The organism is Mycobacterium sp. GA-2829, assembly GCF_001499965.1.
GTDB lineage: Bacteria > Actinomycetota > Actinomycetes > Mycobacteriales > Mycobacteriaceae > Mycobacterium.
In genome coordinates this window covers 1-26,458 of the sequence record NZ_LQIT01000057.1, presented here as the reverse complement: position 1 = coordinate 26,458, position 26,458 = coordinate 1, and the positions used below count along the sequence as shown (strand labels likewise).

The 26,458-nt window shown below is 70.2% G+C and carries 26 protein-coding genes and 1 pseudogene; 10 read left to right on the top strand and 17 right to left on the bottom strand.

Going from position 1 to position 26,458, the window contains the following annotated elements; all coding sequences use genetic code 11:
* The first annotated feature begins 152 nt into the window (after positions 1-152).
* Positions 153-560 carry a TIGR03668 family PPOX class F420-dependent oxidoreductase gene (locus AU194_RS26755; protein ID WP_059092299.1) on the top strand — a complete coding sequence of 136 codons (408 nt, stop codon included), beginning with the start codon at positions 153-155 and terminating at the stop codon, positions 558-560.
* Positions 561-629: 69 nt separating this feature from the next.
* Here AU194_RS26755 and AU194_RS26750 read toward each other — a convergent pair whose 3' ends face one another.
* Positions 630-2,261, bottom strand: a complete 1,632-nt coding sequence (locus AU194_RS26750; protein ID WP_059092298.1) for a dihydroxyacetone kinase family protein — start codon at positions 2,259-2,261, stop codon at positions 630-632.
* A 76-nt stretch (positions 2,262-2,337) separates the two neighbouring features.
* On the opposite strand from AU194_RS26750, the gene AU194_RS26745 reads away from it, so the two are divergent.
* The gene (locus AU194_RS26745) at positions 2,338-4,443 is read left to right on the top strand and encodes an elongation factor G-like protein EF-G2 (protein ID WP_059092297.1); all 2,106 of its coding nucleotides are present in this window, start codon (positions 2,338-2,340) and stop codon (positions 4,441-4,443) included.
* Between the two features lie 3 nt (positions 4,444-4,446).
* Here the strand turns inward: AU194_RS26745 and AU194_RS26740 are convergent, their stop codons facing one another.
* Positions 4,447-4,905 carry a carboxymuconolactone decarboxylase family protein gene (locus tag AU194_RS26740; RefSeq protein ID WP_059092303.1) on the bottom strand — a complete coding sequence of 153 codons (459 nt, stop codon included), beginning with the start codon at positions 4,903-4,905 and terminating at the stop codon, positions 4,447-4,449.
* A gap of 230 nt (positions 4,906-5,135) precedes the next feature.
* Here AU194_RS26740 and AU194_RS26735 point away from each other — a divergent pair, with 230 nt between their 5' ends.
* Together AU194_RS26735 and AU194_RS26730 are read left to right on the top strand one after the other, a co-directional pair.
* Complete coding sequence (locus AU194_RS26735; protein WP_059092296.1) at positions 5,136-6,338, top strand: MCE family protein; 1,203 nt, start codon at positions 5,136-5,138, stop codon at positions 6,336-6,338.
* Positions 6,339-6,416: 78 nt separating this feature from the next.
* A complete protein-coding gene (locus AU194_RS26730; RefSeq protein ID WP_059092295.1) occupies positions 6,417-6,980 on the top strand; it encodes a sigma-70 family RNA polymerase sigma factor in 564 nt (187 codons plus the stop codon).
* Here the strand turns inward: AU194_RS26730 and AU194_RS26725 are convergent, their stop codons facing one another.
* Positions 6,981-7,877 carry a DMT family transporter gene (locus AU194_RS26725; protein WP_059092302.1) on the bottom strand — a complete coding sequence of 299 codons (897 nt, stop codon included), beginning with the start codon at positions 7,875-7,877 and terminating at the stop codon, positions 6,981-6,983. It abuts the gene before it with no gap.
* A gap of 65 nt (positions 7,878-7,942) precedes the next feature.
* On the opposite strand from AU194_RS26725, the gene AU194_RS26720 reads away from it, so the two are divergent.
* Positions 7,943-8,707, top strand: a complete 765-nt coding sequence (locus tag AU194_RS26720; RefSeq protein WP_059092294.1) for an NAD(P)-dependent oxidoreductase — start codon at positions 7,943-7,945, stop codon at positions 8,705-8,707.
* Here the strand turns inward: AU194_RS26720 and AU194_RS26715 are convergent.
* The 6 genes from AU194_RS26715 to AU194_RS26690 form a co-directional block, all read right to left on the bottom strand.
* Positions 8,704-8,961: a hypothetical protein gene (locus AU194_RS26715; protein ID WP_059092293.1), complete on the bottom strand. Its 258-nt coding sequence runs from the start codon at positions 8,959-8,961 to the stop codon at positions 8,704-8,706. The two genes, AU194_RS26720 and AU194_RS26715, sit on opposite strands and share 4 nt — an antisense overlap.
* A 100-nt stretch (positions 8,962-9,061) precedes the next feature.
* Positions 9,062-9,763, bottom strand: a complete 702-nt coding sequence (locus tag AU194_RS26710; protein ID WP_059092292.1) for a histidine phosphatase family protein — start codon at positions 9,761-9,763, stop codon at positions 9,062-9,064.
* Between the two features lie 11 nt (positions 9,764-9,774).
* The gene (locus AU194_RS26705; protein WP_059092291.1) at positions 9,775-12,105 is read right to left on the bottom strand and encodes an MMPL family transporter; all 2,331 of its coding nucleotides are present in this window, start codon (positions 12,103-12,105) and stop codon (positions 9,775-9,777) included.
* Between the two features lie 134 nt (positions 12,106-12,239).
* Positions 12,240-13,079 carry a hypothetical protein gene (locus AU194_RS26700; RefSeq protein WP_059092290.1) on the bottom strand — a complete coding sequence of 280 codons (840 nt, stop codon included), beginning with the start codon at positions 13,077-13,079 and terminating at the stop codon, positions 12,240-12,242.
* An 18-nt stretch (positions 13,080-13,097) separates the two neighbouring features.
* Complete coding sequence (locus tag AU194_RS26695; protein WP_369804236.1) at positions 13,098-13,358, bottom strand: hypothetical protein; 261 nt, start codon at positions 13,356-13,358, stop codon at positions 13,098-13,100.
* Complete coding sequence (locus tag AU194_RS26690) at positions 13,355-14,266, bottom strand: oxygenase MpaB family protein (protein ID WP_369804234.1); 912 nt, start codon at positions 14,264-14,266, stop codon at positions 13,355-13,357. The genes AU194_RS26695 and AU194_RS26690 overlap by 4 nt, the downstream gene beginning before the upstream one ends.
* Before the next feature lie 133 nt (positions 14,267-14,399).
* Between AU194_RS26690 and AU194_RS26685 the strand changes: the two genes are divergently transcribed.
* From AU194_RS26685 to AU194_RS26675, 3 genes and pseudogenes are all read left to right on the top strand, one after another.
* Entirely contained in the window at positions 14,400-14,624 is a 225-nt protein-coding gene (locus tag AU194_RS26685; RefSeq protein ID WP_059092289.1) for a hypothetical protein, read from the top strand.
* Between the two features lie 52 nt (positions 14,625-14,676).
* Positions 14,677-14,925, top strand: coding sequence for a hypothetical protein (locus tag AU194_RS26680; protein ID WP_059092288.1), 249 nt, complete (start codon positions 14,677-14,679; stop codon positions 14,923-14,925).
* Between the two features lie 37 nt (positions 14,926-14,962).
* A pseudogene (locus tag AU194_RS26675) lies at positions 14,963-15,909 on the top strand (TIGR03557 family F420-dependent LLM class oxidoreductase).
* On the opposite strand, the gene AU194_RS26670 reads toward AU194_RS26675, so the two are convergent.
* The 7 genes from AU194_RS26670 to AU194_RS26640 all read right to left on the bottom strand — a co-directional run bounded on the left by AU194_RS26670 (position 15,906) and on the right by AU194_RS26640 (position 21,585).
* Entirely contained in the window at positions 15,906-16,781 is an 876-nt protein-coding gene (locus tag AU194_RS26670) for a rhomboid family intramembrane serine protease (protein ID WP_059092287.1), read from the bottom strand. The pseudogene AU194_RS26675 and the gene AU194_RS26670 overlap by 4 nt on opposite strands.
* Before the next feature lie 34 nt (positions 16,782-16,815).
* A complete protein-coding gene (locus tag AU194_RS26665) occupies positions 16,816-18,516 on the bottom strand; it encodes an amidase (protein WP_059092286.1) in 1,701 nt (566 codons plus the stop codon).
* A 25-nt stretch (positions 18,517-18,541) separates the two neighbouring features.
* On the bottom strand, positions 18,542-18,952 hold the full coding sequence (locus AU194_RS26660; RefSeq protein WP_059092285.1) for a nuclear transport factor 2 family protein: 411 nt from the start codon (positions 18,950-18,952) through the stop codon (positions 18,542-18,544).
* Positions 18,949-20,151 (bottom strand): cytochrome P450, encoded by a 1,203-nt coding sequence (locus AU194_RS26655; RefSeq protein WP_059092284.1) that lies wholly within the window; start codon positions 20,149-20,151, stop codon positions 18,949-18,951. The genes AU194_RS26660 and AU194_RS26655 overlap by 4 nt, the downstream gene beginning before the upstream one ends.
* 71 nt (positions 20,152-20,222) lie before the next feature.
* Entirely contained in the window at positions 20,223-20,630 is a 408-nt protein-coding gene (locus AU194_RS26650) for an STAS domain-containing protein (RefSeq protein WP_231743591.1), read from the bottom strand.
* Positions 20,631-20,713: 83 nt separating this feature from the next.
* Entirely contained in the window at positions 20,714-21,205 is a 492-nt protein-coding gene (locus AU194_RS26645) for an ATP-binding protein (RefSeq protein WP_059092283.1), read from the bottom strand.
* A gap of 32 nt (positions 21,206-21,237) precedes the next feature.
* Positions 21,238-21,585 (bottom strand): STAS domain-containing protein, encoded by a 348-nt coding sequence (locus AU194_RS26640; RefSeq protein ID WP_059092282.1) that lies wholly within the window; start codon positions 21,583-21,585, stop codon positions 21,238-21,240.
* Between the two features lie 166 nt (positions 21,586-21,751).
* Here AU194_RS26640 and AU194_RS26635 point away from each other — a divergent pair, with 166 nt between their 5' ends.
* Together AU194_RS26635 and AU194_RS26630 are read left to right on the top strand one after the other, a co-directional pair.
* The gene (locus AU194_RS26635) at positions 21,752-23,071 is read left to right on the top strand and encodes a PP2C family protein-serine/threonine phosphatase (RefSeq protein ID WP_231743592.1); all 1,320 of its coding nucleotides are present in this window, start codon (positions 21,752-21,754) and stop codon (positions 23,069-23,071) included.
* Positions 23,059-24,078, top strand: a complete 1,020-nt coding sequence (locus AU194_RS26630; RefSeq protein WP_059092280.1) for a B12-binding domain-containing protein — start codon at positions 23,059-23,061, stop codon at positions 24,076-24,078. Before AU194_RS26635 ends, AU194_RS26630 begins: the two co-directional genes overlap by 13 nt.
* Before the next feature lies 1 nt (position 24,079).
* Here AU194_RS26630 and AU194_RS26625 read toward each other — a convergent pair whose 3' ends face one another.
* Positions 24,080-26,275, bottom strand: coding sequence for an MMPL family transporter (locus AU194_RS26625; protein WP_059092279.1), 2,196 nt, complete (start codon positions 26,273-26,275; stop codon positions 24,080-24,082).
* Positions 26,276-26,458 lie beyond the last annotated feature (183 nt).

Genomic DNA, 26,458 nt, shown 5'->3' with positions numbered 1-26,458 from the left:
CAGCCACAACCACCGCAGCAGCCGGAGACGCAGGCACCGGCCAACAGCGGGCCGACGTGGCGGCAGACGCAGCGGCCGAGCCAGACGAAGAAGCCTGAGTTCGGGGTGACGAAGAGCCCGGCGATCCGCAAACCCAACAATCCGCGCGACTGATGGCCGAGTTCGACGCGGTGGAGAGCTTCGCGGCGGCACCCGCGGCGACGCTCGCCACGGTCAACCCGGACGGCACACCGCATCTGGTGCCGGTGGTGTTCGCCGTGCACCAGGAGACGGTGTACACGGCGGTCGATGCCAAACGGAAGACGACGCAACGGTTGCGCCGCCTGGCCAACATCGAGGGCGATCCGCGGGTCACCCTGCTCGTCGACCACTACGACGCCGACTGGACGCAACTGTGGTGGGTGCGCGCGGACGGGATGGCCGCGGTGCACCACAGCGGCAGCGAGATGGCCGTCGGTTACCGCCTGCTGCGGCAGAAGTATTCGCAGTACCAGCGGCTCGCCCTCGACGGCCCGGTGATCACCGTCGCGGTGCACCGGTGGGCGTCGTGGCAGGCATGAGATCCTGCTCGAAAGTCGGGTTGTGACACGCGTTTTCGCGAAAGTCGTGACACAACCCGACACTCGGCGTCAAACCTGAGCGGCCGCCTCGTACAACCACGACACCACCAGCGCACCCGGGTCGACCGCGCCGCGCGCCGCCTCCCCGACGTAGCTCGCCCGACCCTTGCGGGCCACCCGGTCCCGCGTCGACTCGGCGCCGTCGGCCGCCGCCTGCGCCGCCGCCGACACCGGATCCCCTTGCTGCAACGCCTCGTTCGCGGGGTGCAGCGCATCGACGACGGTGTTGTCCCCGACCTCCGCCCCGCCGAGGTCGACCACGGACTCCAACGCGGCTTTGGTGCCTGAGGCCAGCGCGTCGCGGAAGTCGTCGGTGTCGGCGAACGCCTTGGACAGCTCCCGGAACAGCGTGCCGAACACCGCACCCGACGTGCCGCCGGACCGGACGAAGTAGGAACGGGCGATCGCGTCGAGCACCTCGGCGTCCGACCCGCGCAGCGGCAGCTCGAAGCGGCCCAGCGCCGCCGACATGTTCACCCCGAAATCACCGTCGCCGACCTGGCGGTCCAGTGCGGTCAGATCGTCGATCGACGAGCGGACCCGTTCGACAAAGCTTGTCAGCCAACCGCATTCGGCGCCCGAAGCCAGCGCGTCGTCGGGTTCGGCCAGCGTGGTGTCCACCAGCGCGCCGGGTTCCTGAGCGGCCAGCCGCGGCCACGCGGGTGCGTCGGTCGGGGCGTCCCACAGCCGCACGATCTCGTCGTCGGCGCGCACGACCGTCACCGAGGCGCCGCGCATGTCGAGCGCGGTGACCATCGTGCCGACCAGGCTGCGCACCACCTGCAGGCCCGCGTCCCGCAGCTGTGCCAGCACATGCCCGAACACCAGGTGCAGCTCGAGCGGATGCGTACTGCCCAGCCCGTTGAGCACCACGATGACCTTCTCCCCCGCACCCGCGCCCAGCGAGCCCAGGATCCGCTCCAGCAGCATCCGCACGGTTTCGGCCGCGGGCCGCCAACCGGTGCGTTCGGTACCGGATTCGCCGTGGATGCCGATCCCGATCTCCATCTCGTCGGGCCCGAGATCGAACGACGGTTGATCGGATCCGGGGACGGTGCACGGGTCCAGCGCGACCGACATGCTCCGCGCGCTCTCGGCGACCCGCCGGCCGAGGGCCGCCACGTCGGCGAGGGCCGCGCCGTCGGCCGCCGCTGCGCAGCACACCTTCTCGACCACGATCGTCGCCCCGGTGCCGCGCCGCCCCGGCCCGCCGTCGTCGGATTCGGATGCCACGTCGTCGGCGACCACCACGACGTCGGTCTCGATGCCCTCGTCGCGGGCGATGTCGCGGGCGATCTGGAAGTTCATCATGTCGCCGGTGTAGTTCTTCACGATGTGCAGCACGCCGGCGTCGGAGTGCACGTGCCGCGTCGCGCCGGCGATCTGTAGCGCGTTCGGCGAGGTGAAGATCGGTCCCGGACAGGCCGCGTCGAGCAGCCCGGCGCCGATCAGCCCGGCATGCATCGGTTCATGGCCCGACCCACCACCGGACAACACGGCCACCCGCCCCGGCGGGGTGGGGGTGCGGCGGGCGAGGAAGCCGGGGTCGCGGTGCCACTCGATGTCGGGGTTCGCCGCGACGAAGCCGCGCACCGCGTCGGAGAGAAAGGTCTCGGGTGAGTCGAGGAAGTACCGCTGCATCCCCCGACTGTAGGGCGCACCGCCCCTTGTGCTGCAGGTCACATCGGAGCAGGGTGGAGCAGGCAGGAGGGAAGTCATGGCCGACAGGACAACTTCGCAGGCGGTGCCGACCGCGGACCGCCCCGATGCCATCCGCAACATCGCGCTGGTCGGACCGTCGGGCGGGGGGAAGACCACTCTCGTCGAAGCGCTGCTGGTCGAGGCCGGTGTGCTGACCCGCGCCGGTGCGGTCACCGAGGGCACGACCGTGTGTGACTGCGACGACGTCGAGGTCGCCCAACAGCGTTCGGTCGGCCTCGCCCTGGCCCCGCTGCACCACGACGGCGTGAAGATCAACCTGATCGACACCCCCGGCTACGCCGACTTCGTCGGCGAGCTGCGCGCCGGGTTGCGCGCCGCGGACTGTGCGCTGTTCGTGATCGCGGCCAACGAGGGCGTCGACGAACCGACGAAGCTGCTGTGGCAGGAATGCGATGCGGTGCGGATGCCGCGCGCAGTCGCGATCACCAAACTCGACCACGCCCGCGCCGACTACGCCGGTGCGCTCGACGCGGCGCGGGCGGCGTTCGGCGAGAAGGTGGTGTCGCTGTACTTCCCGTCCGGATCGGGGCTCACCGGCCTGCTGACCGGTGAGCCGCCCGCCGCACCGCATCTGGACCAGTACACCGAACTGCGCGGCACCCTCATCGAGGGCATCATCGAGGAGTCCGAGGACGAATCGCTGATGGAGCGCTACCTCGGGGGTGAGGACCTCGACTCAGACCAGCTGATCGCCGACCTGGTGAAGGCCGTCGCCCGCGGCTCCTTCTTCCCGGTGATCCCGGTGTGCAGCGGCAGCGGCGTCGGCACCCGCGAACTGCTCGACGCGGCGGTGCGCGGATTCCCGTCGCCGCTGCACCATCCGATGCCCGAGGTGTTCACCCCGCAGGGTGCACCCCGACCCACCCCCGCGTGCGATCCGGCGGGCCCGTTGCTGGCCGAGGTCGTCAAGACGACGTCGGATCCCTACGTCGGCAGGGTGAGCCTGGCCCGGGTGTTCTCGGGGACGATCAGGCCCGACATGACCGTGCACGTGTCGGGCCATTTCTCGTCGTTCTTCGGTGCCGCAACGGATTCGGCGAGCGGGTCCGGTCATCCCGACCACGACGAGGACGAACGCATCGGCACCCTGTCGTTCCCGCTGGGCAGACAGCAGCGCCCCGCACCGTACGCGGTGGCCGGCGACATCTGCGCGATCGGCAAGCTGACCCGCGCCGAGACCGGAGACACGTTGTCGGACAAGGGCGCTCCGCTGGTGCTCAAACCGTGGGCAATGCCCGAACCGCTGCTCCCGGTCGCGGTGGCGCCCCGAGCCAAGACCGACGAGGACAAACTCTCGGTGGGGTTGACGCGGCTGGCCGCCGAGGATCCGACGCTGCGCATCGAGCAGAATCCGCAGACCCATCAGATCGTGCTGTGGTGCATGGGTGAGGCGCACTCCGCCGTCGTGCTCGACGCGCTGGCCCGGCGCTACGGCGTCACCGTCGACACGATCGAACTGCGCATCCCGCTGCGGGAGACGTTCGGCGGCAGCGCGAAAGGCCATGGCCGCCATGTCAAACAGTCCGGTGGGCACGGGCAGTACGCGGTCTGCGACATCGAGGTCGAACCGCTGCCCGAAGGCGCGGGCTTCGAATTCGTGGACAAGATCGTCGGCGGCGCCGTACCGCGGCAGTTCATCCCGAGCGTCGAGAAAGGGGTGCGCGCGCAGATGGAGAAGGGTGTCGGACCGGGCTATCCCGTCGTCGACATCCGGGTGACGCTCGTCGACGGCAAGGCCCACAGCGTGGACTCCTCGGACGTCGCATTCCAGATGGCCGGTGCGCTGGCACTGCGCGAGGCCGCCGCGGCCACCACCGTCAACCTGCTCGAACCCGTTGACGCCGTGGACATCACGATTCCCGACGACCTCGTCGGCGCCGTGATGGGTGACCTGTCCAGCCGGCGCGGCCGGGTGCTGGGCACCGAGCGCGACGGCGACGACCGGACCGTGGTGCGCGCCGAGGTCCCCCAGGTCGAGTTGACCCGCTACGCGGTGGATCTACGGTCGCTGTCGCACGGCGCAGGCGTGTTCCGCCGCCGCTTCGCCCGCTACGACCCGATGCCGGAGAACGCCGCCGCGCGGGTGCGGGCCGCGAGCTGACCGTCAGTGCGGCCCGGGTTCCAGGGTGTTGAGAGCGGTGGCCAGCACCCCGTAGCCACCCGCGGTGAAGATGAGGTCGATGCGGGCGCGCTCGTCGAGGCGCTCACCGAGTGCCGCCCACGTCGCGGGGCTGATCTGCGAACCCTCGTGCATCTCGTCGACGGCGGCCAGCACCAGCCGGTCGAACGGGTCGGCCGCCGCCCCGGTCCGTGCGGCCTCGACGTCGGCGTCCGACAGTCCGGCGGCCGTGGCGATCGGGCGGTGGTGCTCCCACTCGCGCCGGCAGCCGTGATGGTGCGCCACCCGCAGGATCACCAACTCCCGCAGCCGGGCGGGCAGCGTCGAGGACGTCGAGAGGTACGCGCTGAACGGCAGGAACTTCGCCTCCAGATCCGGGTGCCGGGCCTGGGTGCCGACGGGCGCGTCCTGGCTGCGGTCCTGGGCGGGTAGCGGGGTCAGCATGACGTGCGGGTGTCCTTTCGCGGCGGCCGGCGGGAACTCGGCCCGGTGCAATTCATGACATACTCATCTCTTTGCTGCAAGGTGACGTACACCGCAACCGACCTGTCGGTCTTGCGCCGGACGGTGCCAGTTGGAAAAGTTGGACGACCTCGGCTGTTGTCGGTCCGGGGGGAAGGTGGTTGACGGTGGCTTCGTCGGGGTCGGACTCCGGGTCGGCGTGGCAACGACGCATGGTCAAGTGGCGTTTCGACCCGCCGCTGAAAGTCGCCTTCATGGTCACCGTGCTCGTGGTCGTCGTGGTGCTGGTGCTGGTGTGGATGCAGTTCCGCGGCGCGTTCACCCCCGAGGTCAAACTCCGCATGATCGCCGAGCGGTCCGGGCTGTCCATGGATCCGGGCGCCAAGGTCACCTTCAACGGTGTGCAGATCGGCCGGGTCGACACCGTCGACGCGGTCGAGGACGACGGTAGGCCCGCCGCCGAACTCAACCTCGCGGTGCACCCGGAGTACATCGACCTGATCCCCGCCAACGCCGACGTCGCGATCCGCGCCACCACGGTGTTCGGCAACAAGTACATCTCGTTCTCGTCGCCGGAAAATCCTGTCCCACAGCGGATCTCGAGCAAAGACGTGATCCGCGTGGAGTCGGTGTCCACGGAGTTCAACACCCTGTTCGAGACCATCGTCTCCGTCGCCCAGCAGGTCGACCCCATCAAGCTGAACCAGACGCTGACCGCGACGGCCGAAGCCCTCGACGGCCTCGGTGACCGCTTCGGGCAGTCCGTCATCGACGGCAACGCGATCCTGGCCGACCTCAACCCGCGGATGCCGCAGATCCGCGAGGACACCCGACTGCTCGCCGATCTCGGCGAGGTGTACTCCGATGCCGCACCGGATCTGTTCGACGGCCTGGACAACGCCGTCACCACCGCCCGCACGCTCAACGAGCAGCGCGGCAACCTCGATCAGGCGCTGATGTCGGCGGTCGGCTTCGGCAACACCGGCGGGGACGTCCTCGAACGCGGCGGGCCGTACTTCGTCCGCGGCACCAACGATCTCGTGCCGGTGTCGGAGACGCTGGACCGCAACAGCCCGTCGCTGTTCTGCATGATCCGCAACTGGCACGACGCCGAACCCGCCTTCACGGAGTTCAACGGCGGCAACGGCTACTCGGTGAACCTGCACAACACCGTGCAGGGTGCGGCCAACCCGTGGGTGTACCCGGACAACCTGCCGCGCGTGAACGCCAGGGGCGGCCCCGAAGGACGTCCCGGCTGCTGGCAGAAGGTCACCCGCGACCTGTGGCCCGCGCCGTACCTGGTGCTCGACACCGGCGCCTCGCTCGCGCCGTACAACCACCTCGAACTCGGTCAGCCGATCGCGATCGAGTACGTGTGGGGCCGCCAGATCGGCGAGAACACCATCAACCCGTGACTCGTACCTGCTAGCGGTAACCGTCCTTGGGCGCTCGCATGGACGACATCGGGGCCCGATGCGAGAAACCTTTGGTGCATGCCGCACCAGGATTCCCAGAACACCGCTACCGAGAAGGCCGATTTCGCGCGGGCGACGGCCCCGCTGCTACCCGAACTGCACCAGCGCGCGTTACGGCTCACCCGCAACCACCACGACGCCGAGGATCTGGTCCAGGACACGATGATCAACGCGTTGCGTGGCTATCGCGGATACACCGACGGGACCAACCTCCGCGCGTGGCTGTACCGGATCGAGATGAACACGTTCATCGACCAGTACCGCAAGATCCGCAGGCGCCCGGTCCAGCAGCTCACCGCGGACTTCCCCGACGCGGAGATGCTCGGCGGGCGCAGCGGTACGGAGTGGCGGTCGGCCGAGGACGACGCACTGGACCGACTGCCCGACGGTGACCTGCGCGCGGCGCTGCAGGCGCTGCCCGAACAGTTCCGCACAGCGGTCTACTACGCCGACGTCGCCGGCTACACGTTCAAGGAGATCGCCGAGCTGACCGGCGCGCCGCTGGGCACCGTGATGTCGCGGCTGCACCGCGGGCGCACCCAGTTGCGCCGCTCGATGCTGACGGCGGCCGCGGCGGCCTGACTACGGGGCGACCTGCTCGGCCAGTTCGGCCTCGAGCTGCTCCTCGTAGGCGCCTTCCTCGCGGCCGAGCGCGACCGTCGCGGCGATCATCGCGGCCGCAGCGGCCGCCAGCGCGACCGGCTCAAGACCGCTGATCGACAGGTGCTCGTTGAGGACGATCGCGCCCAGCACGACCGCGATCACGGGTTCGAGCACCAGCATGGTCGGCACCGACGTCTGCAGCGAACCGGCGTGGAACGCCGACTGCTGCAGCAGTGTCGCGCCGACGCCGAGCAGCACCACGAGGTAGAGCGCGGGCGTGGTCAGCGCGGTCCGGACCTGCCCTTCGGTGAGCAGGTGCATGACGATCTTGGTGAGCACGGCGACCAGCCCGAACAGCACCCCGACGCCCGCGGCCAGCATCACCGCGCGGCGCCAGTTGGTGGCCCGCACGGCGATCAGCACGCAGGCCAGCACCACCCCGACGCAGACGACGACCACGATCACCGTCAGCGCCACCGGGATGTCGTAGTCGCCGGCGCTGGACTTGGCCAGCGCGACGAAGACCGTCAACGCGGCCGTCAGCAGCACCGCCCACAGCCACTCCGCACGGGTCACGCGCCGCCCGGCCAGTCGCGCGCTCAGCGGCAGCGCGAACAGCAGCGCCGAGACCAGCACCGGTTGCACCAAGAGCAGCGACCCGTAGCCGAGCGCCAACGCCTGGAAGACGAACCCCGCGACCGCGGCACCGGTGCCCGCCCACCACACCGGACGACGCAGCAGCGTGGCCAGCATGACCGTGCTGACACCCTTCTCGGGCGGGACGTCGAGGGTCGCACGCTGGCGGACCACGATGCCGATCGCCATGAAGATCGCCGCGAGCAAGGCGAAGAACACCGCGAACCCATGGCCGACCAAGCCGGACACCCCTTCTACCCACAGACCGATGCTGTCGACGGACAGCACCCCCCACCGTAGAGGGAGTGCGCAAGTTCGGCCGTATCGGCGGGGTCGGTGGGTACTCCGAATCGATGATCGGGGTGGCGGTCACGGGTGCGGCGGGCACCGTCGGCCGCGCGCTGACGCCCCGGCTCGGGGCCGGCGCCGCGATCGTGCCGATCGACCGGCCGCAGGTCGACATCCTCGCCGACCCCGGCCGGCTGCGGCGCCTCGTGCGGGGCTGCGACGTGGTGGTGCACCTGGCGTTCGATCCCGGCGGCGACGGCGCCCCCCGCGAGCACTGGCAGGCGCCGACCCGCAATCCGGCCAACCCGGCACTGTTCGAGGCGGTGCTCGCCGCCGCGCTCGACGCGGAGGTCGGACTGTTCGTGCACGCCAGCAGCATCCACGTCGAGGACACCATGGCCTGGGCGCGGCGGACCGGTGCGCCGCTGCTGACGGCGCGGCCAGGGGTGTTCGCCACCGAGACACCCAGCGGCTACGGGCGGTCCAAACGCGAGCAGGAGGCGCGGCTGCGGTCGGTGGCGGACCGGTTCGCCCGAGGTGCGGTGAGCATCCGGCTCGGCGGCGTGACACCCGACGACGCCCCGCTGGCGTGGGCGGAGGATCAGGCGGTCCTCGACCACGAGCGGCGGGTGTGGCTGGCCCACGACGATCTGGCGGATCTGGTGGCGGCGGTCATCGCGACCCGTCGCGTGCCGGGGTTCGACGTGGTCTACGCCGTGTCGGCGAATCGGGGCCGGTTCCACGACGTGTCCAACGTCTACGGTTGGACGCCGCAGCGCTAGCTGGCGCGGGTGGTCTGCGATTCGCTCGCGGCGGGCGCGATCCTGTCGTTGACCGACGCCACCACGGTGTCGACGCGGTGCACGGCCTTGTCACACATGCCGCGCACCCGGTCACCGGCGGTGTCCACGTCGTCGGCGGCGCTCAGCAGATAGGCGCGGACGGTGACGCGGAGGTGTTCGCCGACGGAACGCACCCGGCGCCGCAGCCGGTCGTCGACCTCGAGCGTCACGTACGGCATCAGTCGGTACCTCATGTGCCTGCTCCCCATCCTCGGTGCTTGCCCCACAGTAACGGCGGGGTGCGCGGCGGTGAAGTTGAGCTGTGTCGCAGCTCACGTCAGGCTGTGACGTCGGTCACCCGACGGGAATGCCGTCCCAGTCCACGAGGGTCCAGCCCTCGGTGGGTTTGCCGGTGACGACGACGCGGCCGGTGTTGGGCAGCGGATGCTCGCGCAGTAGCTGGGGCTGCGGGTTGTCGACGTTCATGGTCACCCACAGCATGATCGCGGCGGCGTGGGAGTAGGCGACGGCGTCGGTGTCGCCGCTGGCGTAGATCTGTGCGACGGCGTCGTCGAAGCGGGCGTCGAATTCGTTGCCGTCGACCGAGCCGGGGATGCGCGCGGACCGGTCACCCTGCAGCCACTGCATCGGCGCGGCGAAGTAACCCTCCGCCGACGCCTCCGGCTGCCCTTCGGCCTGGCCCGCCTCGATCTCGCGCAGACCGGGCAGGACGACGACCGGTTCGCCGAGGGCGGCGGCCATGGGCGCGGCCGTCTGCTGGGTGCGGACCATGGTCGACGCGTAGACGCCGTCGTAGTCGTTGGCCGCCAGCGCGGCGGCGCTGTCGGCGGCCTGCCCGCGGCCGAGGTCGGTGATCGACGGCCCCGGCGTCGAGGTGTCGATCAGCCCCGACGCGTTGCCCGCGGACTGCGCGTGCCGGATGAAGGTGAGCGTGATGTCGGTCGGACCGCCCGCCGCCGCCGGCGGCGCCGTGGCCAGACCGAGGGCCAGTACGGACACCGCGAGCAGCCGATGCATTCCGGTCACGGCCGTCATCGTCGCAGACCTCAGGCCGGGACGGTCTGCCCGGCCTGCTCCTCCTCGAGCCGGCGGCCCAGCTTCTCGCCCTCGATGTCGAGGTCGGGCAATACCCGGCCCAGCCGCCGCGGCAGCCACCAGGCGCGGTCGCCGAGCATGGACATCACCGCGGGCACCACCGTCATCCGGACCAGGAACGCGTCGATCAGCACACCGAACGCCAGCGCGAAGCCCATCTGCTTGATCATCGGGTCGGCGTTGAACACGAAGCCCGCGAACACCGCCATCATGATCAGCGCGGCGGCGACCACGACGCGGCTGGCCTGGGTGAAGCCGTGTGCGACGGCCGCGTCGCCGCGGTGGCCGTGGACGTGGGCCTCCTTCATCGACGACACCAGGAACACCTCGTAGTCCATGGCCAGGCCGTAGAGCACGCCGATCACCATGATCGGCAGCATCGACAGGATCGGCCCGGTGGCCGACAGCCCGATCAGCTGCTGGAACCAGCCCCACTGGAACAGCGCGGTGGTGGCGCCGAACGTGGCGAGCACGGTCAGCAGGAATCCGGCGGTCGCCTTGAGCGGCACCGCGATCGAGCGGAACACCACCATCAGCACCAGGATCGACAGCCCCATGACGATGCCGACGTAGATCGGGATCGCGGAGCCGAGCCGGTCGGACATGTCGATGCCCATCGCCGTGATGCCGGTGACGCCGAGTTTCACGTCGCGCAGCCCGGCGAGCGGTCCGCTCTGGGCGCGGATGTCGCGGACCAGTTGCGCGGTGGCCTCCTCGGTGGGTCCGTTCTCCGGGACCACCGAGAACACCGCGGTGTCGGAGGCGTCGTTGAGGCCGCCGAAGGTCACCTCGGCCACCCCCGGAACGCGGCGCAGCTCGCTGTAGGTGTCGGCGACGGCCGCGGTGGACAGCTGCCCGCCCCCTGATGTGCCTTGTCGGGGCTCGGCGACGACGACGAGCGGCCCGTTGTAGCCGTTGCCGTAATGCTCGGCGATCACGTCGTAGCTCTCGCGCTGCGGGGTGCCCTCGTTGTAGCTGGCGCCGTCGGGCATGCCGAGCGTCATCGACAGCGCGGGGAGCGCGATCACCGCGGTGACCCCGACGCCGGCCAGCGCGGCGGGGACGCGGTTGCGGAGCACCGCACCGACCCACGCCGAGGCGAAGCGGTGGTTGCTCTCCTCGGTCGCGGCGCTGTGCCTGCCCTTGGGCGAGGCGATCCGCTCGCCGACCAGCCCGAGCAGGGCGGGCAGCAGGGTGATGGCGGCGACGACCGCGACGACGACGGTCGCGGCAGCCGAGAGCGCCATCGGGGTGAGCAGCGAGATGCCGACGACGGTGAGCGCGACGAGGGCGATCACCACCGTCGTGCCTGCGAAGACCACCGCACTGCCCGCGGTGCCGACCGCGCGGGCGGCGGCGTCGGCGGCGCTGAGTCCGCGGTCGAGGATGAGCCGGCGCTGCCGGTTGACGATGAACATCGCATAGTCGATGCCGACCGCGAGGCCAAGCATGAGCGCGAGCACCACGGTCATCGACTGGATGTCGAACAGGTGGGAGAACAGGAACGTCCCCCCGACACCGACGGCGACCGAGATCAGCGCGGTGACCAGCGGCAGACCCGCCGCGACCAGGGAGCCGAGGGTGACGATCAGCACGACAGCCGCGACCATGAGGCCGACGACCTCAGCCGCTCCGGCGATCTCCGGCATCTGCGCCATACTCGCCGACGGCAGCACCTCGATGCCGCGGTCCGCGACGGCCTCGCGGGCAGCCTCGATGGTGTTCTCGACGGCGCCGGTGGGCAATTCGGCGGTCTGCTTGTCGAACTGGAACTGATACAGCGCGGCGGCACCGTCGGCGGAGACGGTCACCCCGGGCACCGGCTGGCCGTTGACGCTCAGCGGCCGGGGCGCGTCGGGCGACGGCTGCGCATTGACCTGGGCGCGCGCCACCGCCGCGGAGGCGGACAGCGTCGGGCTGGCGGGGCCCTTAGCCATCTCCGCGGCCGCGAGCTCGCGCGGATCGAGCACGTGGTCGGTCCGGGAGATCGCGTCGACGGCGGCGAGCACCGCATCGCGGTTTGCGCCCTCGTCGATGCGCTGCCCCTCGGGCGCGGCGAACGCGATGCTGCCCTGCCCGCCGGAGGACTGCGGCATCCGCTCGGCGAGCTGGTCGATGACCTCCTGCGCCGGGGTGCCGTTGATGCGCATCTCGTTGGAGATCTTGGGCGGGTTCAGTGCGAGCACACCCGCCACGACGGCGATCAGCGCGAGCCAGCCGGCGATGACATGCCAGGGCCTGCCGTACGCGAAGCGGCCGATACGGTGCAGAAAAGTCGCCATGAAACTGAGAGTAGGCTCGCAAAACGAGAGTCGGCTATCAGTTGTAGTGAACGACACCTTGACCCAAAGAGCATGATCCCCACCACTTTTGGGAACATCTGAGCAAACTGACGTTTGACGGGGTTCCCGTGAGGCTACTCCGTCTGCCGCAGTTCGGCCTTCGCGGCCGCCACCACCTCGCCGGCCTCCCGACTGGCGTCCTTCGCGTTTCCGTACGCCGCATCCGCTTCATCGAGCGCCTGTTCGGCCTTGGCCAGCCGCGCCTTCGCGTCCTCCACCCGCAGCCGCGCGGTCGCGAGATCGCTCTGCCGGTCGGCCAGCGTGTCGTCGGCGTCGGTCTTGGCGCGTTCGGCGGCGGCCAGCACCGCACGCGCCTTGTCGTGGCGGCGCCGCCGTTCCTGCTCGGCTTGGTCCGACTTCTCCGGTTCGGCCTTCTTGTCGGGCTTCTCCGGCGCCTTCTTGGCCTTACGGGGTCTGGGTTCCGCCGGTTCCGCGAACACCATCTCGGCGTCGCCGAAACCCGACCAGTGTTCGGCCTTCGCCAACCGGCCAAGCCGCTCCCGGACGTCGGGATCGGCGATCGCGGCGTGCAGGGTGTCGGTGACGTCGTCGCGCAGCGTCGCCGTCGGCGAGTCGACGTCGGCGGCGCGGAACGCGGCTTTGGCGAGTTCTTCGATCAGCTTGCGCTGCCGGGCGGACAGTTCGCGGATGCGTTCGCCGTCCATCGCGGTGTGCGCGGCCCGCAGCTCGTCACCGAGCCCGGTCAGCCGGTCCCGCACGCCGGGGTCGCTGTGCACGAGCCGGTTCACCACCGCCGCCGACGTCGTCGGTTTGCGTGCCGCGCCGATCCGCTTGGCCGCCGCCGCGTCGCCGCTCTTCTTCGCGTCGGCGGCCAGGCGGGTGCGCAGCGCGGTGAACTCCTCGGGCGCCACCGCGTACAGCTGGTCCAGCGGATCGTCGGCCATACCGCCCATGATGACGGCAGCGGGCGCTCAGACGGCGCAGATGTGGTCGGCGATCAGCAACACCGGCCACAGCAGCGTGGTCTGCCCGAAGGCGGCGAGGTCGGCCCCGGCGGGCAAGCGGGTCGCGAGCTGACGCTCGAAAAACTGCACGTACTCGGGGTGCAGGAAGGTGAAGCCGACGCCGATCACGACGAACGGGATCGCGAGCCACATCGCGATCTCGAGCAGATCGGCGATGCTCACCTCCCACTGCAGGAGGCGGCGCAGCGCGGCCAGCACCTCGGTCACACCAGGCGGCGGTGTCGGCGCACCCGGCGGCGCACGTCGGCGAGCAGGAGATGGCTGCCGCCCTGCCGGATGAACGGCGGCAGGAAACGGTTGACGAACGCGACGAACAGGAAGAGCCGTTCGAACCACCGCTGTTCGCGGTCGCTCCACGGGATGCCGAGCGCCTCGCGGAAGACCGGCGCCAGGAAGCCCGCGGTCAGGAACTGCAGCAGGTGCCGCGAGGAGATGCGCAGCGGCGCCCGGATCATGCGCAGATCGATCAGGTCGCTGAGGTAGCCGCGCACGGTGTCGTCGACCGAGATGTGCTCGCACGCGGTGTTCCAGTAGGTGTCGAACTCCGCGCGGGTGGGCGGCCACTGGTCCTCGGTGACCTGCAGGGTGGTGCCCAGCGGCCACGCCGACCGGTAGAACTGTTCGGCCTGAGCGGGCGTCATCTGCCCGCGCAGCATCTGGTAGGCGTCCTCGAGGCCGACGAACAGGCACGCCGCCACCCACATCTGCTGCTCGCGGTCGAAGGCGTTGTAGCGCACCGGACTGGTGTCGGTCGACCGCACGTGGCGGTGCGCGCCGTCGACGGCGGCGCGGTAGGCGGCGCGGTCGTCGTCGTTGCCGAACAACGCGACCGCCAAATAGGAGAACGTGGTCCGCGCCCGCTTCCACGGGTGCTTGAGCAGGTTGCCGGAGTCGACCTTGCTCTCGACCACGCCGTAGCCGACCTCCGGCCAGGACAGTTGCATGATCACGTTGGCGGCGCCTGCGGCGAACGACCAGAAGTCCATCGCGTCGGTGGCGGACACCTCGTCGTCCGACCAGCGCGCGGTGCGGCGGCCGACGGTGATGCGGGTGTCGGCCAGCGTGAGTGTGCGCCCGGCGGCGGAGACCCGTCCACGCTGCTGCGGCAGAGCCATGTGTGCGAGCATCCCATACTCGGTCGATCAGCGATGAACATCTGACGAGGACGTACCGCTCAAATGCGGGCAATCGGGCTCCGGCCGCAGTGAATGGCCGTTAACATCACCACACGAGCGGGAGGGGTCGACCATGGAGACGAAGCTGCGCGCGTTCCTCAGCTACAAGCTGACCATCGCCGAACTGATCGGGATCGGGCTGTTGCTCGGCACGCCGTACCTGATCGTCGGCGTGATCTGGTCGAGCACCCACACCGACCACCTCAGCGATATGCACGGCGTCGACCTCGCGATCTCGTTCCTGGGGTCGATCGCCTCGTGGCCGGTGTTGCTGTTCTCCGATGTGTGCATGACGTGACCGGCATCGCTGCGCGTTTGGGTCATCGGCCCGCCGGGGTACGTCGGGGCGCATGAGCAACGAGTTCGCCGATGAGTCGATCGACGTGGTCGCCCCGGGTGATGCCATCACCATCGACCGCGGATCGGGTCCGCAGTCGTACAAGGTCGTCCACAAGAACGACGGGGACGATTCCTATCTGGTGACGCTGGAGGGCGACGACGGCGAGACCTTCGAGCACGAGTTCGCCGCGGGCACCGAGGTGACCCGGTCGCTGGAATCGAAGTGGGAGTCGGCGCAGAGCCCGACGCCGCACCGCTGACCGATTGACCCGGCGACAGGCGGGTATCCCGCGCCGCATGGCCAAGATCGGATACTTCCTGTCGTGTGAGCAGTACACCCCCGCCGAACTCGTCGAGCAGGCCAAACGGGCCGAGGCGGCGGGGTTCGAGGCGCTGTGGATCTCCGATCACTTCCACCCCTGGAACGACGAGCAGGGCCAGAGCGCGTTCGTGTGGGGTGTGATCGGCGCGCTGTCGCAGGTCACGTCGCTGCCCGTCACCACCGGCGTGACGTGTCCGACCATGCGCATCCATCCGGCGATCATCGCCCAGGCCGCCGCGACGGCGGGCGTGCAGCTCGACGGCCGGTTCGTGCTGGGTGTGGGCACCGGCGAGGCGCTCAACGAGCACATCCTCGGTGACCCGTGGCCGTCGGTCGGGAGATGCTCGAGGAGGCGGTCGACCTCATCCGGCTGATGCACAGAGGGAACGAGATCAGCCACCACGGCACTCACTACGAGGTACAGGAAGCCCGCATCTACACACTGCCCGAGCAGCCGGTGCCGATCTACGTCTCGGCGTTCGGACCGCAGGCGGCCGAACTGGCCGGCCGCATCGGCGACGGCCTCTGCACCACGATGCCGGACGCCGACCTGGTCAAGACATTCCGCGACTCCGGTGGCGGCGACAAGCCGGTGCAGGCAGGCACCAAGGTCAGCTGGGATCGTGACGCCGACAAGGCGCTGGACGCCGCGCACCGGATCTGGCCCAACGAGGTGCTGCCCGGTCAGCTCGCCCAGACGCTGCCGCGGCCGGGCGACTTCGCCGACGTCGCCACCCTCGTCTCGAAGGACGCCATCGCCGACGCGATGACGTGCGGCGACGACGCTGACAAGCACGCCGCCCAGGTGCGCGAGTTCTTCGACGCAGGGGTCGACGAGGTCTACGTCCAGCAGGTCGGCCCGGACACCGCGGGCTTCTTCGCGGCGTGGGAGCGCGACGTGCTGCCCCAGCTGCGGGGTTAACGCAGCCCGAACATTGCGAAGATCTCTTCGGTGCGCCACCAGATCGCGACCGCGAACAACACCAGCACCGCCGCGGTCACCCCACCCTGGATGAGGTTGCGCCGGGCGGCGGGGGCGTAGGCGTAGACGCCTGCGATCGCCGCGCCGGTGACCAGGCCGCCGACGTGTCCCTGCCAGCTGATGCCCTGCGAGCTGATCAACGGGTAGACGAACGTGAACACCAGGTTGAGGATGATGATCGCGGCGATCCCGCGGATGTCGAGGTTGAGCCGCCGCGCCACCACGAACATCGCGCCGAAGAGGCCGAAGACCGCGCCGGAGGCACCTGCGGTCGCGGCGTTCAGCGGGGAGAGCAGGTAGACGAGCACCGAGCCGCCCAGGGCGCTGAGCCCGTAGAGCGCTCCGAACCGCAACCGGCCCAGCCAGTGCTCCAGCGGCGGGCCGACGACGTAGAGCGCCCACATGTTGAACAGCAGGTGCATCGCGCCGTAGTGCAGGAACGCCGAGGTGACCAGCCGCCACCACTGGCCGTCGGCCACCCCCGGCGACCACAGCACGAACTCGCGCTCCAGCCCGCCCGAGGTGCTCTGCATGATGAACGCCAGCACGTTGACCGCGATCAGCGTGTAGGTGACCACCGGCTTCTGCTGCGCGGTCGCCAGCCGACCGCCGAACGGGGCGCGGGCCTGCGGCGCGGACCGGGCGGCCTCGCCGACACACTCCGGGCACTGGTGGCCTACCGCCGCCGAGCGCATGCACTCCGGGCAGATGAAGCGGCCGCACCGGGTGCACTGCACGTAGGTCTGCCGGTCGGGATGCCGGTAGCAGGTCGGCGCCTGCGCCGGTGACTGCGGGTACTGGGGGTAGCTCATTGTGCCGCTTCCGCTCGGGATGGTCTCGTGACCATCATGCCAACGGCGGGGTCCGCCCCGGCGGGGTGCGCCGCGCGCCGGTGGCCTCGAACGCGCAGCCCCACCGCAGCAGCGCGGTGTCGCTGTAGGCGCGGCCTGCGAACGTCAGACCGACCGGCATCCCGATGTCGGCCATCGTGCCCATCGGCACTGTCACCGTCGGGATTCCCAGGTGCCGTGGCACCAGGTTCCCGTTCGACACCCACACCCCGTTGCGCCAGCCGAGGTCGGCCGACGCCGGGTCGACGTCCATGTCGGCGGGGCCGACGTCGGCGGCGGCCGGGAAGATCACCGCGTCCAGCTCAAGCCCGTCCATCCACTGTTCGAGGTCGATACGCCGGGTCTCCTCGAGCCCCCGCAGACCGTCGGCCAGACCGGGGACGTCGAGCACCGACCCGGCCGGGTTGTCGCGCACCCACTGCGGGTAGGCGGCGATGTCGTCATCGAAACCGTCGTAGCGGTCCGGTAGCGCCCCGGGCGGGGCCGGGAAGATGCGCGCGCCGTCGACGTCGCACAGCGTGGCCAGCGCGGGGTCGCCGTTGGCCGCGAGGAAGTCGTCCCAGGCCCGCGCCGACAGGTCGAGCAGTTCGCGGCGCAAATAGTCCGGGCTCACCAGGCCGCGGGTGGCGATGGTCGGGGCGCCGGGGCGGTCGCCCTCGTAGTTGGTGACGACGGGGAAGTCGACCTCGACGACGACGGCGCCCGCCGCCTCGAGGTCGCGGCGCGCGGCTTCGAAGAGCTCCAGCACCGACGGCCGGGTGTCGATCCGCCTGCCGGTGGGGCCGCCGATCCCGGGGTGCTCCGCCGTCCCGGCCTCGGGGTCGGCGTTGATGTACATGCGGGGCACCCCGAACCGCCTGCCCGCCAACGCCTTCGGACCCTCGGCCAATGTGGCGTACGACGGTGGCCGTACGGCGGAAGCCTTCGGCACCGGAATCCAGGGCTGGGTCCGCCAGAAGTCGCCGCGGGCGTCGGTGTCGTCGACGACCAGGACGTCGAGGATCTCCAGCAGGTCGGCCATCGTGCGGGTGTGGGGCACCACCACGTCCATCGTCGGGACCAGCGGCCAGTTGCCGCGGACCGAGATCACCCCGCGCGACGGGGTATAGGCGCACAGCGCATTGTTCGACGCCGGCGACCGGCCCGAGGACCACGTCTCCTCCGCCAGTCCGAACGCGCAGAACGACGCGGCCGTCGCGGTGCCGGATCCGTTGGACGACCCCGATCCGAAGGCGGCGGTGAGATATGCGGCGTTGTAGGGGCTTTCGGCACGTCCGTAGAGGCCGCGCTGCATACCGCCGTTGGCCATCGGCGGCATGTTGGTCAGCCCGATGAGTACGGCGCCTGCCGCCCGCAGCCGTTCGATCGCGAACGCGTCCCGCTGGGCGACCACGTCGGCGAAGGCCGGACTGCCCGCGGCGGCGGTCAGCCCGCGGGCCAGGTAACTGTCCTTGGCGGTGTAGGGGATCCCGTCGAGCGGTCCCAGCGTCTGGCCCCGTGCGCGGCGGGCGTCGGATTCCGCGGCGGCGGCGTGTGCGCCGGGGTCGAGAACGACGACGGCGTTGAGCCGGATGCCGGAGTGGTCGTAGGTCGCGATGCGGGCGAGGTAGGCTTCGAGCAACCCGACCGCGCTCACCCGCCCGGAGTCGAGCGCGGCGCGCAGATCGGCGATCGAGGCTTCAACGACGTCCAACACGCCCGGAAGCGTACTGCGCCCGCTCTCAGCCGACGCCTTCGAACTCCATGATCAGTCGAGTCAGCTTGAGTGCGGCCAACTTCCAGCCGTCGTCGTGGCGCACCCAGCGTTCGTGGTAGTGGCCGTACCCGGTCAGCGCCGGTCCGTTCTCCCATTTCACCCGGTCCTGCATCGCCCAGACGACCCGGGCCTCGGATCCGTCGACCTCGATGAGTGGGGTGTGCACCTGATGTGCGGACTGCGCGTTGGTCAGCGACGAGCGGATCATGTCCACCGCCGCGTCGCGGCCGTGCACCACCGGGACACCGGTGCCCTCGCTCACGTCGAGTTCGATGTCGTCGGTCATCAGGGCGCCGAACCCGGCCCAGTCACGGGTGTCGAGGGTGTAGCAGTAGCGGGCCTTGGCCTGGGTCAGTTCGAAGAAGGCGTCGGTCATGTCAGGACGATCCGTAGTCTCTCCCAGCCCCGCACCGTGGAGGTCGGCGCGAGTTGTGCTGTGTCGTAGTCGATGTCCCACTCGGGGAATCGGTTGAGCAATTCGTCGAGGGCGACGCGGCCCTCCAGCCGGGCGAGGTTGGCACCGAGGCAGTAGTGCAACCCCTTGCCGAACGTCACATGGCTGATGTTGTCGCGGTGGATGTCGAAGGTGTCCGGGTTGGCGTAGCGGCGGGGGTCACGGTTGGCCGCCCCGAACAACAGCAGCACCGCGCTGCCCGCGGGCACCGTGGTCCCATAGGCCTCGAAATCCCTTGCCAACCAACGTGCGACGTGCGGACCGGTGGGTTCGTAGCGCAGCGTCTCGTCGACCGTGCGGGTGAGCAGGCTGCGGTCGGCCCAGACCTGCCTGCGCTGCTCGGGGTGCTCGGCGAGCACCTTGGCCAGCCAGCCGATCAGCCGCCCGGTCGTCTCGTTGCCCGCACCGGCGACCACCTGCGTGTAGTGCAGGACCTCCTTGCGGGTGAGCTTGCGCGTGACACCGTCGGAGTCGGTGAACTCGACCTCCAGCAGTGCGGTCATCAGATCGTCGGACGGGTTCTTCGACCGCCATTCGACGTAGTCGGCGTAGATGCGGCCGTCGGCGATGCGGTCGGCGTCGGCCACCTTCATCGGCGCACCCGGTTTGGTGCGCAGGTTGGCGTCGTTGGCGTCGCGTACCGAGATCTGTTCGCTCTCAGGGATTCCCAGCAGCATACCGATGACACGCATCGGCATCATGGCGGCGAGTTCGGCGATGATGTCGAATCCGTCGGAGCCGACGTGCGGGTCGAGGCAGCTGACGCAGTACCGCCGGATCTGGTCCTCGATCGCGGCCATGCGGCGCGGAGTGAACACCCGTGACATCAGCCCGCGCAGCAGCGTGTGCACGGGCGGATCCTCGAACATCATCACGCCCGCGGGCATGTCGAAGTCGGACTGGACCAGTTCGAGGATGTCGCTGCGGCTGTTGGAGAACGTCTCCCAGTCCAGCAGCGCCTTCTCGACGTCGGCGTGCCGGGACAGGGCCCAGAAGTCGTAGCGGTCGTTGTAGTAGAGCGGCGCCTCTTCGCGCAGCCGCGCATAGGTGGAATACGGATCGGTGACGATGCCGATGTCGTAGGGGTCGTAGTAGACGCCTGCCTCGACCAGACCAGCCACCGCACCCTCGCTTCGCCGTCCGCCACCCAGGCTCGACCATGTCTAACAGCCGCCCGGAGCACCGGTCAAGATCAGGCGGGCTCTGCCTCCTGCGGATCATCGGCGGGTTCGTCGCGCGGGATGATGCCCTCGGGGTCGCACAGTGCCAGCAGCCGCGACACCGCGTGGCCGGGGAGCACGGTCCAGCTGACGTCGTGCCGGACGAACTGCGCGTTGATCGCGTGCAGCGCGGCGATGCCGTCGACGGCCAGAAATCCGAGCAGTCGAAGGTCGACGTCGACGGCGCCGTGGCCGGCCGCGGCCTCGCAGACCGCGACCGCGAAATCCTTGGCGTTGGCGGCGTCGACCTCACCGCGGACGGCGATGCAGATCCGGTTGTCCGGCGCCCGGCCCCATGAGCGGGTGGACAGGGCCAGCCTGTCGGAGTGGGTGGCCCGGGCATGCGGACGGGAGTGACCGTGCAGCGGGGTGATCGTCACGCTGGCGCTCCGGGGGGCCGATGGATGCGACCGGAGCCGCCCAACACAGGCCCCTTACCCACGCAAAGAGTGATCCAAACCACTCACCCCGAAGTGGTGGCCCCTTCGACGGCCGAGGTGGCGGACTTGTTCGGCGTGCGCCGCTGGCAGCGGTCGAAGTACAGGTGCACCTGGGTGCCCTGCGGCGTCTTGTCGATGTCGACGCGATCGGACAGCGCCCGCATCAGCGGGATGCCGCGGCCCCTGGACCGCTTCTGGTTGGACGTGTCGCTGCGGCGCCACTGGCCGCGGTCGGCGACGGTGATCGCCAGCGTGCCGGTGTCGGCGGTATAAGAGGTCTGCAGGGTGATGTTGTCACCCATCTCACGGTCCGGATAGGCGAACTCGGCGGCGTTCGACAACGCTTCGTTGACCACGAGCACGATGTCGCTCGAGCGGACGTCGTCCAACTCGAACTGCTCGGCCAGCCAGCGCGTGAACTCTTCCCGCAGCCGTGCCACCGCGTGCGCGTCGGCGGCGCCCATACGAAGGAATCGCAGGTCGGCCCCGTCCGGCTGGAAACTCGTAGAACTCATAGTGGCTACTGGCTACCCGATTCGTGCGATTGTCATTCAGCGAAGGTGTCCAAGGCCGCATCCAGCGACGAGAACAGGTCGATGAAGTCGGTCAGGCCGGTGATCTTCAACGGCCGACTGGTTCCCGGACCCTCCGCAACCACGGCGAACCGTGCCTGCGGCGTGATCTCCTCGTGCGCGGTGACCAGCACCTGCATCCCGGCCGACGACAGGAACTCCGCATCGGTCAGGTCGACGATCAGCCCCGCGGGGCCCTTCGCCCATGCGCCGCGGACGGCGCTCTCCAGCTGCGGCGCGGTCAGCATGTCGACAGGACCTGTGGCACGCACCACCGCAACCCGTCCGTGCCACTCTTCGACACCGAAGTTCTGACCGTCCAACTCTCATCCTCTAGACGTTTCGCGTACCCGCTACGACGAGCAACGGGCCAGTTCCGTCGAGGCTGCAGTCTGAACCCGTTGTGCCGTCGAAACGGAACACGACGGCAACCAGGCTAGCTCACGTCGGCCGACGGTGACCCGCGAGCCGGTGGTGGCTACGGTGAAGATGATCTTCATCGACGGGAGAGTTCGAACGGCCATGCCCAGCGACAGCGCGTCGACGGCGCCCCGTGAGCAGAAGGTCCGTAGCCGGGCGCAACTCACCGAGGACGTCGAGGTCGGGTTGGCCGGAACGCTGAACCTGCGCCGCACCGGGCTGCGTCTGCTCACGCTGCTGCGCCCCGAACTCGCCGACTGGACCGCGCTGGTGCTGCCGGACAACCGGACCGGCGGGATCGGCTTCTGCGGCGGGGACCGGGTCGACTTCAGCGAGGTGCTCCCCCGCAAGCCCGAGGCCTATCCGCTGCTGGACCGGGCGCTGCGCAGCGGCCAACCGCAGCGGGTGCGGGTCACCGCAGGCGACCCGGACGCGCTGGCGGGCATCGTCCACCACCCGCGTCTGGTGGAGGAGGTGGTCACCCGTGGCGCCGCCGACGTGCTGGCGCTGGGGCTGACCGCACGCGGTGCGACGCTGGGCGCGCTGCTGCTGGCCCGGTTCGGGGACCGTGCCTGGAGCGGCGACGCCGCCGGGGACGTCGCGTTCGCACAGCGGCTGGCCGCGCGGGCCGCGGTAGCGCTGGATTCGGCGCGCCTCTACGAGGAGCGCGGCCGGATCGCCGGAGCGCTGCAGCGCGGGCTGCGGCCCCCGGTGCTGCCCGAGGTCGACGGCATCCGGGTGGCCGCGCGCTACCGGCCGACCGCCGAGCACCTCGAGATCGGCGGCGACTTCTACGACGTCACCGGCTCGGCAGGCGACTGGGTGTTCGCGCTCGGCGACGTCATGGGCAAGGGAGTGGAAGCCGCGGCACTGACCGGGCGCACCCGGCAGAGCATCCGGACGGCGGCGCACTTCGACCGGCGGCCCGAGGTGGTGCTCGACGCGCTCAACTCCGTCCTGCACGACGCGGAGTCCGAACGGTTCGTCACGGCCGTGTGCGCCCGGGTGCGTCCGCAGCCCGACGGGCACGCCGACGTCGACCTCGCCGTCGCCGGGCACCCCGCCCCGATCGTGCTGCACGCCGACGGCCGGGTCGAACAGCTCGAGGTGTACGGCACCGCGGCCGGGGTGCGCGCGCAGACCCGCTACCGGCCGGCCACCGTCCGACTCGAACCCGGCGACACGCTGCTGATGTACACCGACGGGGTGGACGAGGCGCGGTCGCAGGACGGCTTCTTCGGGGTGGACCGGCTGCTGGCCCTGCTGCCCGCCTACGCCGGGGCGGCGCCCGACGTCGTGTGCGAGGCCGTCGAACAGCACGTGCTGGAATTCCTCGACGGCCAACCGCACGACGACATCGCGCTGCTGGCGGTCACATGCGGGACCTGACCGAACCGCTGGCCCGTTACGAGGCCGCGTTGGTCGCCGACGACGCCGCCGCCGCCCGCGCGCTGGTCGACGAAATGCTCACCGCCGGTGTCGATCCCGTCACCGTGCTGACCGACGTCGTCGCCCGCACCCAGCGGGAGGTCGGCACCCGGTGGCAGCGCGGCGAATGGACCGTCGCCCAGGAGCACGCGGCCACTGCGATCTCCGTCGCCGCCACCAAGGCGGTCTCGCGGCATGTGCGGCGTAGCCCGGTCACCCGCGGACCCGTGCTGGTGGCGTGTTCGGAGCGGGAGTGGCACGCCCTGCCGGCGATGATCATCGACTGCGCGCTGCGCGCCGACGGCTGGGACAGCACGCTGCTCGGCGCTGCCACCTCCCCCATGCGGCTCAACCAGCATCTGCAGGACCTCGGCCCCGAGGCGGTGGCGGTGAGCTGTTCGGTACTCGGCGCGCTGCCGACGACCCGGCGGTTCATCGAGGCCAGCACCGCGGCCGGGGTGCCGATCGTCGTCGGCGGTCCGGCGTTCGGCGGCGACGACGTCCGCGCCCTGGCGCTGGGGGCGACGGCGTGGGCGCCGACCGCTCAGGGCGCGGTGGAGGCGGTGCGGAACGTACCTGCCGTCGTGCCGCCCGCCGCACCGCTGCCCGCCGGGCCGGCCGGTGAGCAGGCGCTGCTCGAGATCGAGCACCGGACGTTGGTGGACACGATGCGGTTGCGCTGGTCCGTCAGCGCCGCGGCCGCCCCACCGGAGGAGGCGTCACCGGGCGACCTCAGCGACGTCGTCAACGACGTCCTGCACCAGATGCTGCACGCGGTGGGCGCCGCCCTGCTGACCGGGGACCCGCGGCCGGTGGCTGACACCGCTTGGTGGACAGGGGATCTCATGCGCACCCGCGGCTTCGAGGTCGCAACCGTGCACGAGCTCGGCGAGGTGCTCGGCGCGGTGCTGTCGGACTATCCGCTGGCGCGGCAGCTGGTCGCCGGCCACTTCGGCACGTATCTGTAGCTCACACCTTCTCGGGGGTGCGCTGGTCGACGGTGTCGCGCATGGTCTCGCCCTCGACGTCGACGTTGGGCAGGATGCGGTCCAGCCATGCGGGCAGGTACCACGCCCTCTGCCCGAGCAGCGACATCACCGCCGGGATGAACACCATCCGGACCACGAACGCGTCGAACACCACGGCGGCGGCCAGCGCGAAGCCCATCGACTTGGCGACGTTGTCCGGGGACAGGATGAACGCCGCGAACACCGAGATCATGATGACCGCCGCCGAGGTGACGACCCGTGCGCTGCGCTGGAATCCGGTGATCACCGCGGCGCGGGCGCTCAGATCCCCGTCGTCGCGGAGGACGGCCTTCTCCCGCATCCGGGTCACCAGGAACACCTGGTAGTCCATCGCGAGCCCGAACACGATGCCGATCAGGAAGATCGGCAGGAAGCTGATGATCGGCCCCGGATCGGAGACGATGCCGAACCAGCCGAGCTGGAAGATCGCCACCGTCGCACCGAACGTCGCGCCGATCGACAGGACGAAGCCCAGGGTGGCGGTCAGCGGGACCAGTACCGAGCGGAACACCAGCATCAGCACCAGGAACGCGAGCCCGACCACCAAAGCCAGATACGGCACCAGCGCCTTGGTCAGCGATTCGGACAGGTCCGACAGGATCGCGGTCTGTCCGGTGACCCCGACGTCGACGCCGGTGCGCTCCGCGAGGTCCGGTGCGAGGGCGCGGATGTCCTCGACGAGGGTCTGGGTCTGCGGGCTGCTCGGCCCGCTGCTCGGGATCAGCTGGATGAGCGCGGCGCTGCCGTCGGCGTTGGGTTGCGGCGGGGTCACCATCTGCACCCCGTCGAGGCCGCGCAGCGCGTCGGCGGTGGCGGTGAACCCGGCCTGCGGATCGGGGGCGTCCGAGCCGTCGGCGACGACGATGAGCGGACCGGTCACCCCCTCCCCGAAGCCGCGGTCGAGCAGCGCGACGGCCTTCTTCTGGTCACCGGTGGCCAGATCCATGCCGAGCTCGAGTTTCGCCACCGGCAGCGCGATCAGTCCGAGGCCGACCACCACCGCGATGATCGCGGGAACGGGATGTGCGGCAACGAGTTTGGCCCAGCGCAGACCGTTGGTCGGCGCGGTGTCGGGTTCGTCGCCCTGGCGCAGCCTGCGGATCGGGAGCGCGAACGTGCGGTGGCCGAACAGGCCGAGGAACGCCGGCAGCAGGGTGACCGCGGCGAGGACCGCGAACACCACCGACACCGCGGCCGTCAGGCCCATGACCGCGATCATCGGGATGCGCACGACCGTGAGACCCACCAGTGCGATCACCACGGTGAGTCCGGCGAACACCACCGACGAGCCCGCGGTGCCGACCGCCCGTCCGGTGGCCAGCGCGCGGTCGTCGGTCACCCGCAGCTCGTTGCGGTAGCGCGACACGATGAACAGCGAGTAGTCGATCGACACCGCGATACCGATCATCGACGCGAGCATCAGCGCCGAGCTGTCCATCTTCACGAACGCCGTGCCGCTGGTGATCAGCGCGATCGAGATGCCGACACCGAACAGTGCCGTGATGATCGGCAGCGTCGCGGCCGCCACCGACGCGAACGCGATGACCATGACGACCAGCGCGACGCCGAACCCGATCGCCTCGCTCATCCCGCTCTGCGGCTGCTGGGCGTTGTACAGGGTGCCGGTCGCCTCGGCGGTCAGCCCGCTGTCGCGGCCCTGCTGCAGGACGTTCTCGAACTCGGTGATCTGGTCCTTGCCGATGTCGACGAACTTCTGGTCGTACATCACGTCGAGGTAGGCGATCGTACGGTCCTTGCTGACCTGCACCGCGGCCGCCGGAGTGGTCAGCGGGTTGACCACGGCCTGCTTCTGCACGTGCGCCAGCCCGCGCAGCCCGTCGGCGAGTCGGTCGATCCGCGCGACGTTCTCGGGGTCGTCGAGCGTGGTGCCGGGCGGCGCCTCGACCACGACCTTGGCCTGGGCGATCTCGTCCATGTCGCCCTGCTGCGGGAACTTCTCGGCCATCAGGTCGCTGGCCCGCTGCGACGGGGAGCCCGGCAGCGAGAAGTCGTTCTGGAACGGTTTGGCCATCGTCGTCCCGACCAGCGCGGCCAGCAGCACGAGAAGCCAGAGTGCGATCACCAGCAGCTTGCGCCGGTACGCGAACTGCCCGATGCGAAACAAGAACGTCGCCATAGCCGAGCTAACTACCCCCTCCGGCCGGATTCACACGTCCCGGTGGTCAGCTCCCGGAGTCCCGCAGGATCTGGCGCAGTCGCTCGAGCGGATCCGCCCCACGGGGATTGAGCTGGCGGGGCGCGTCGGGTTCGACCTCACCGTCGGGTCCGGTGGTGGGCGCCGACGGCGGCGGGGGTGGCG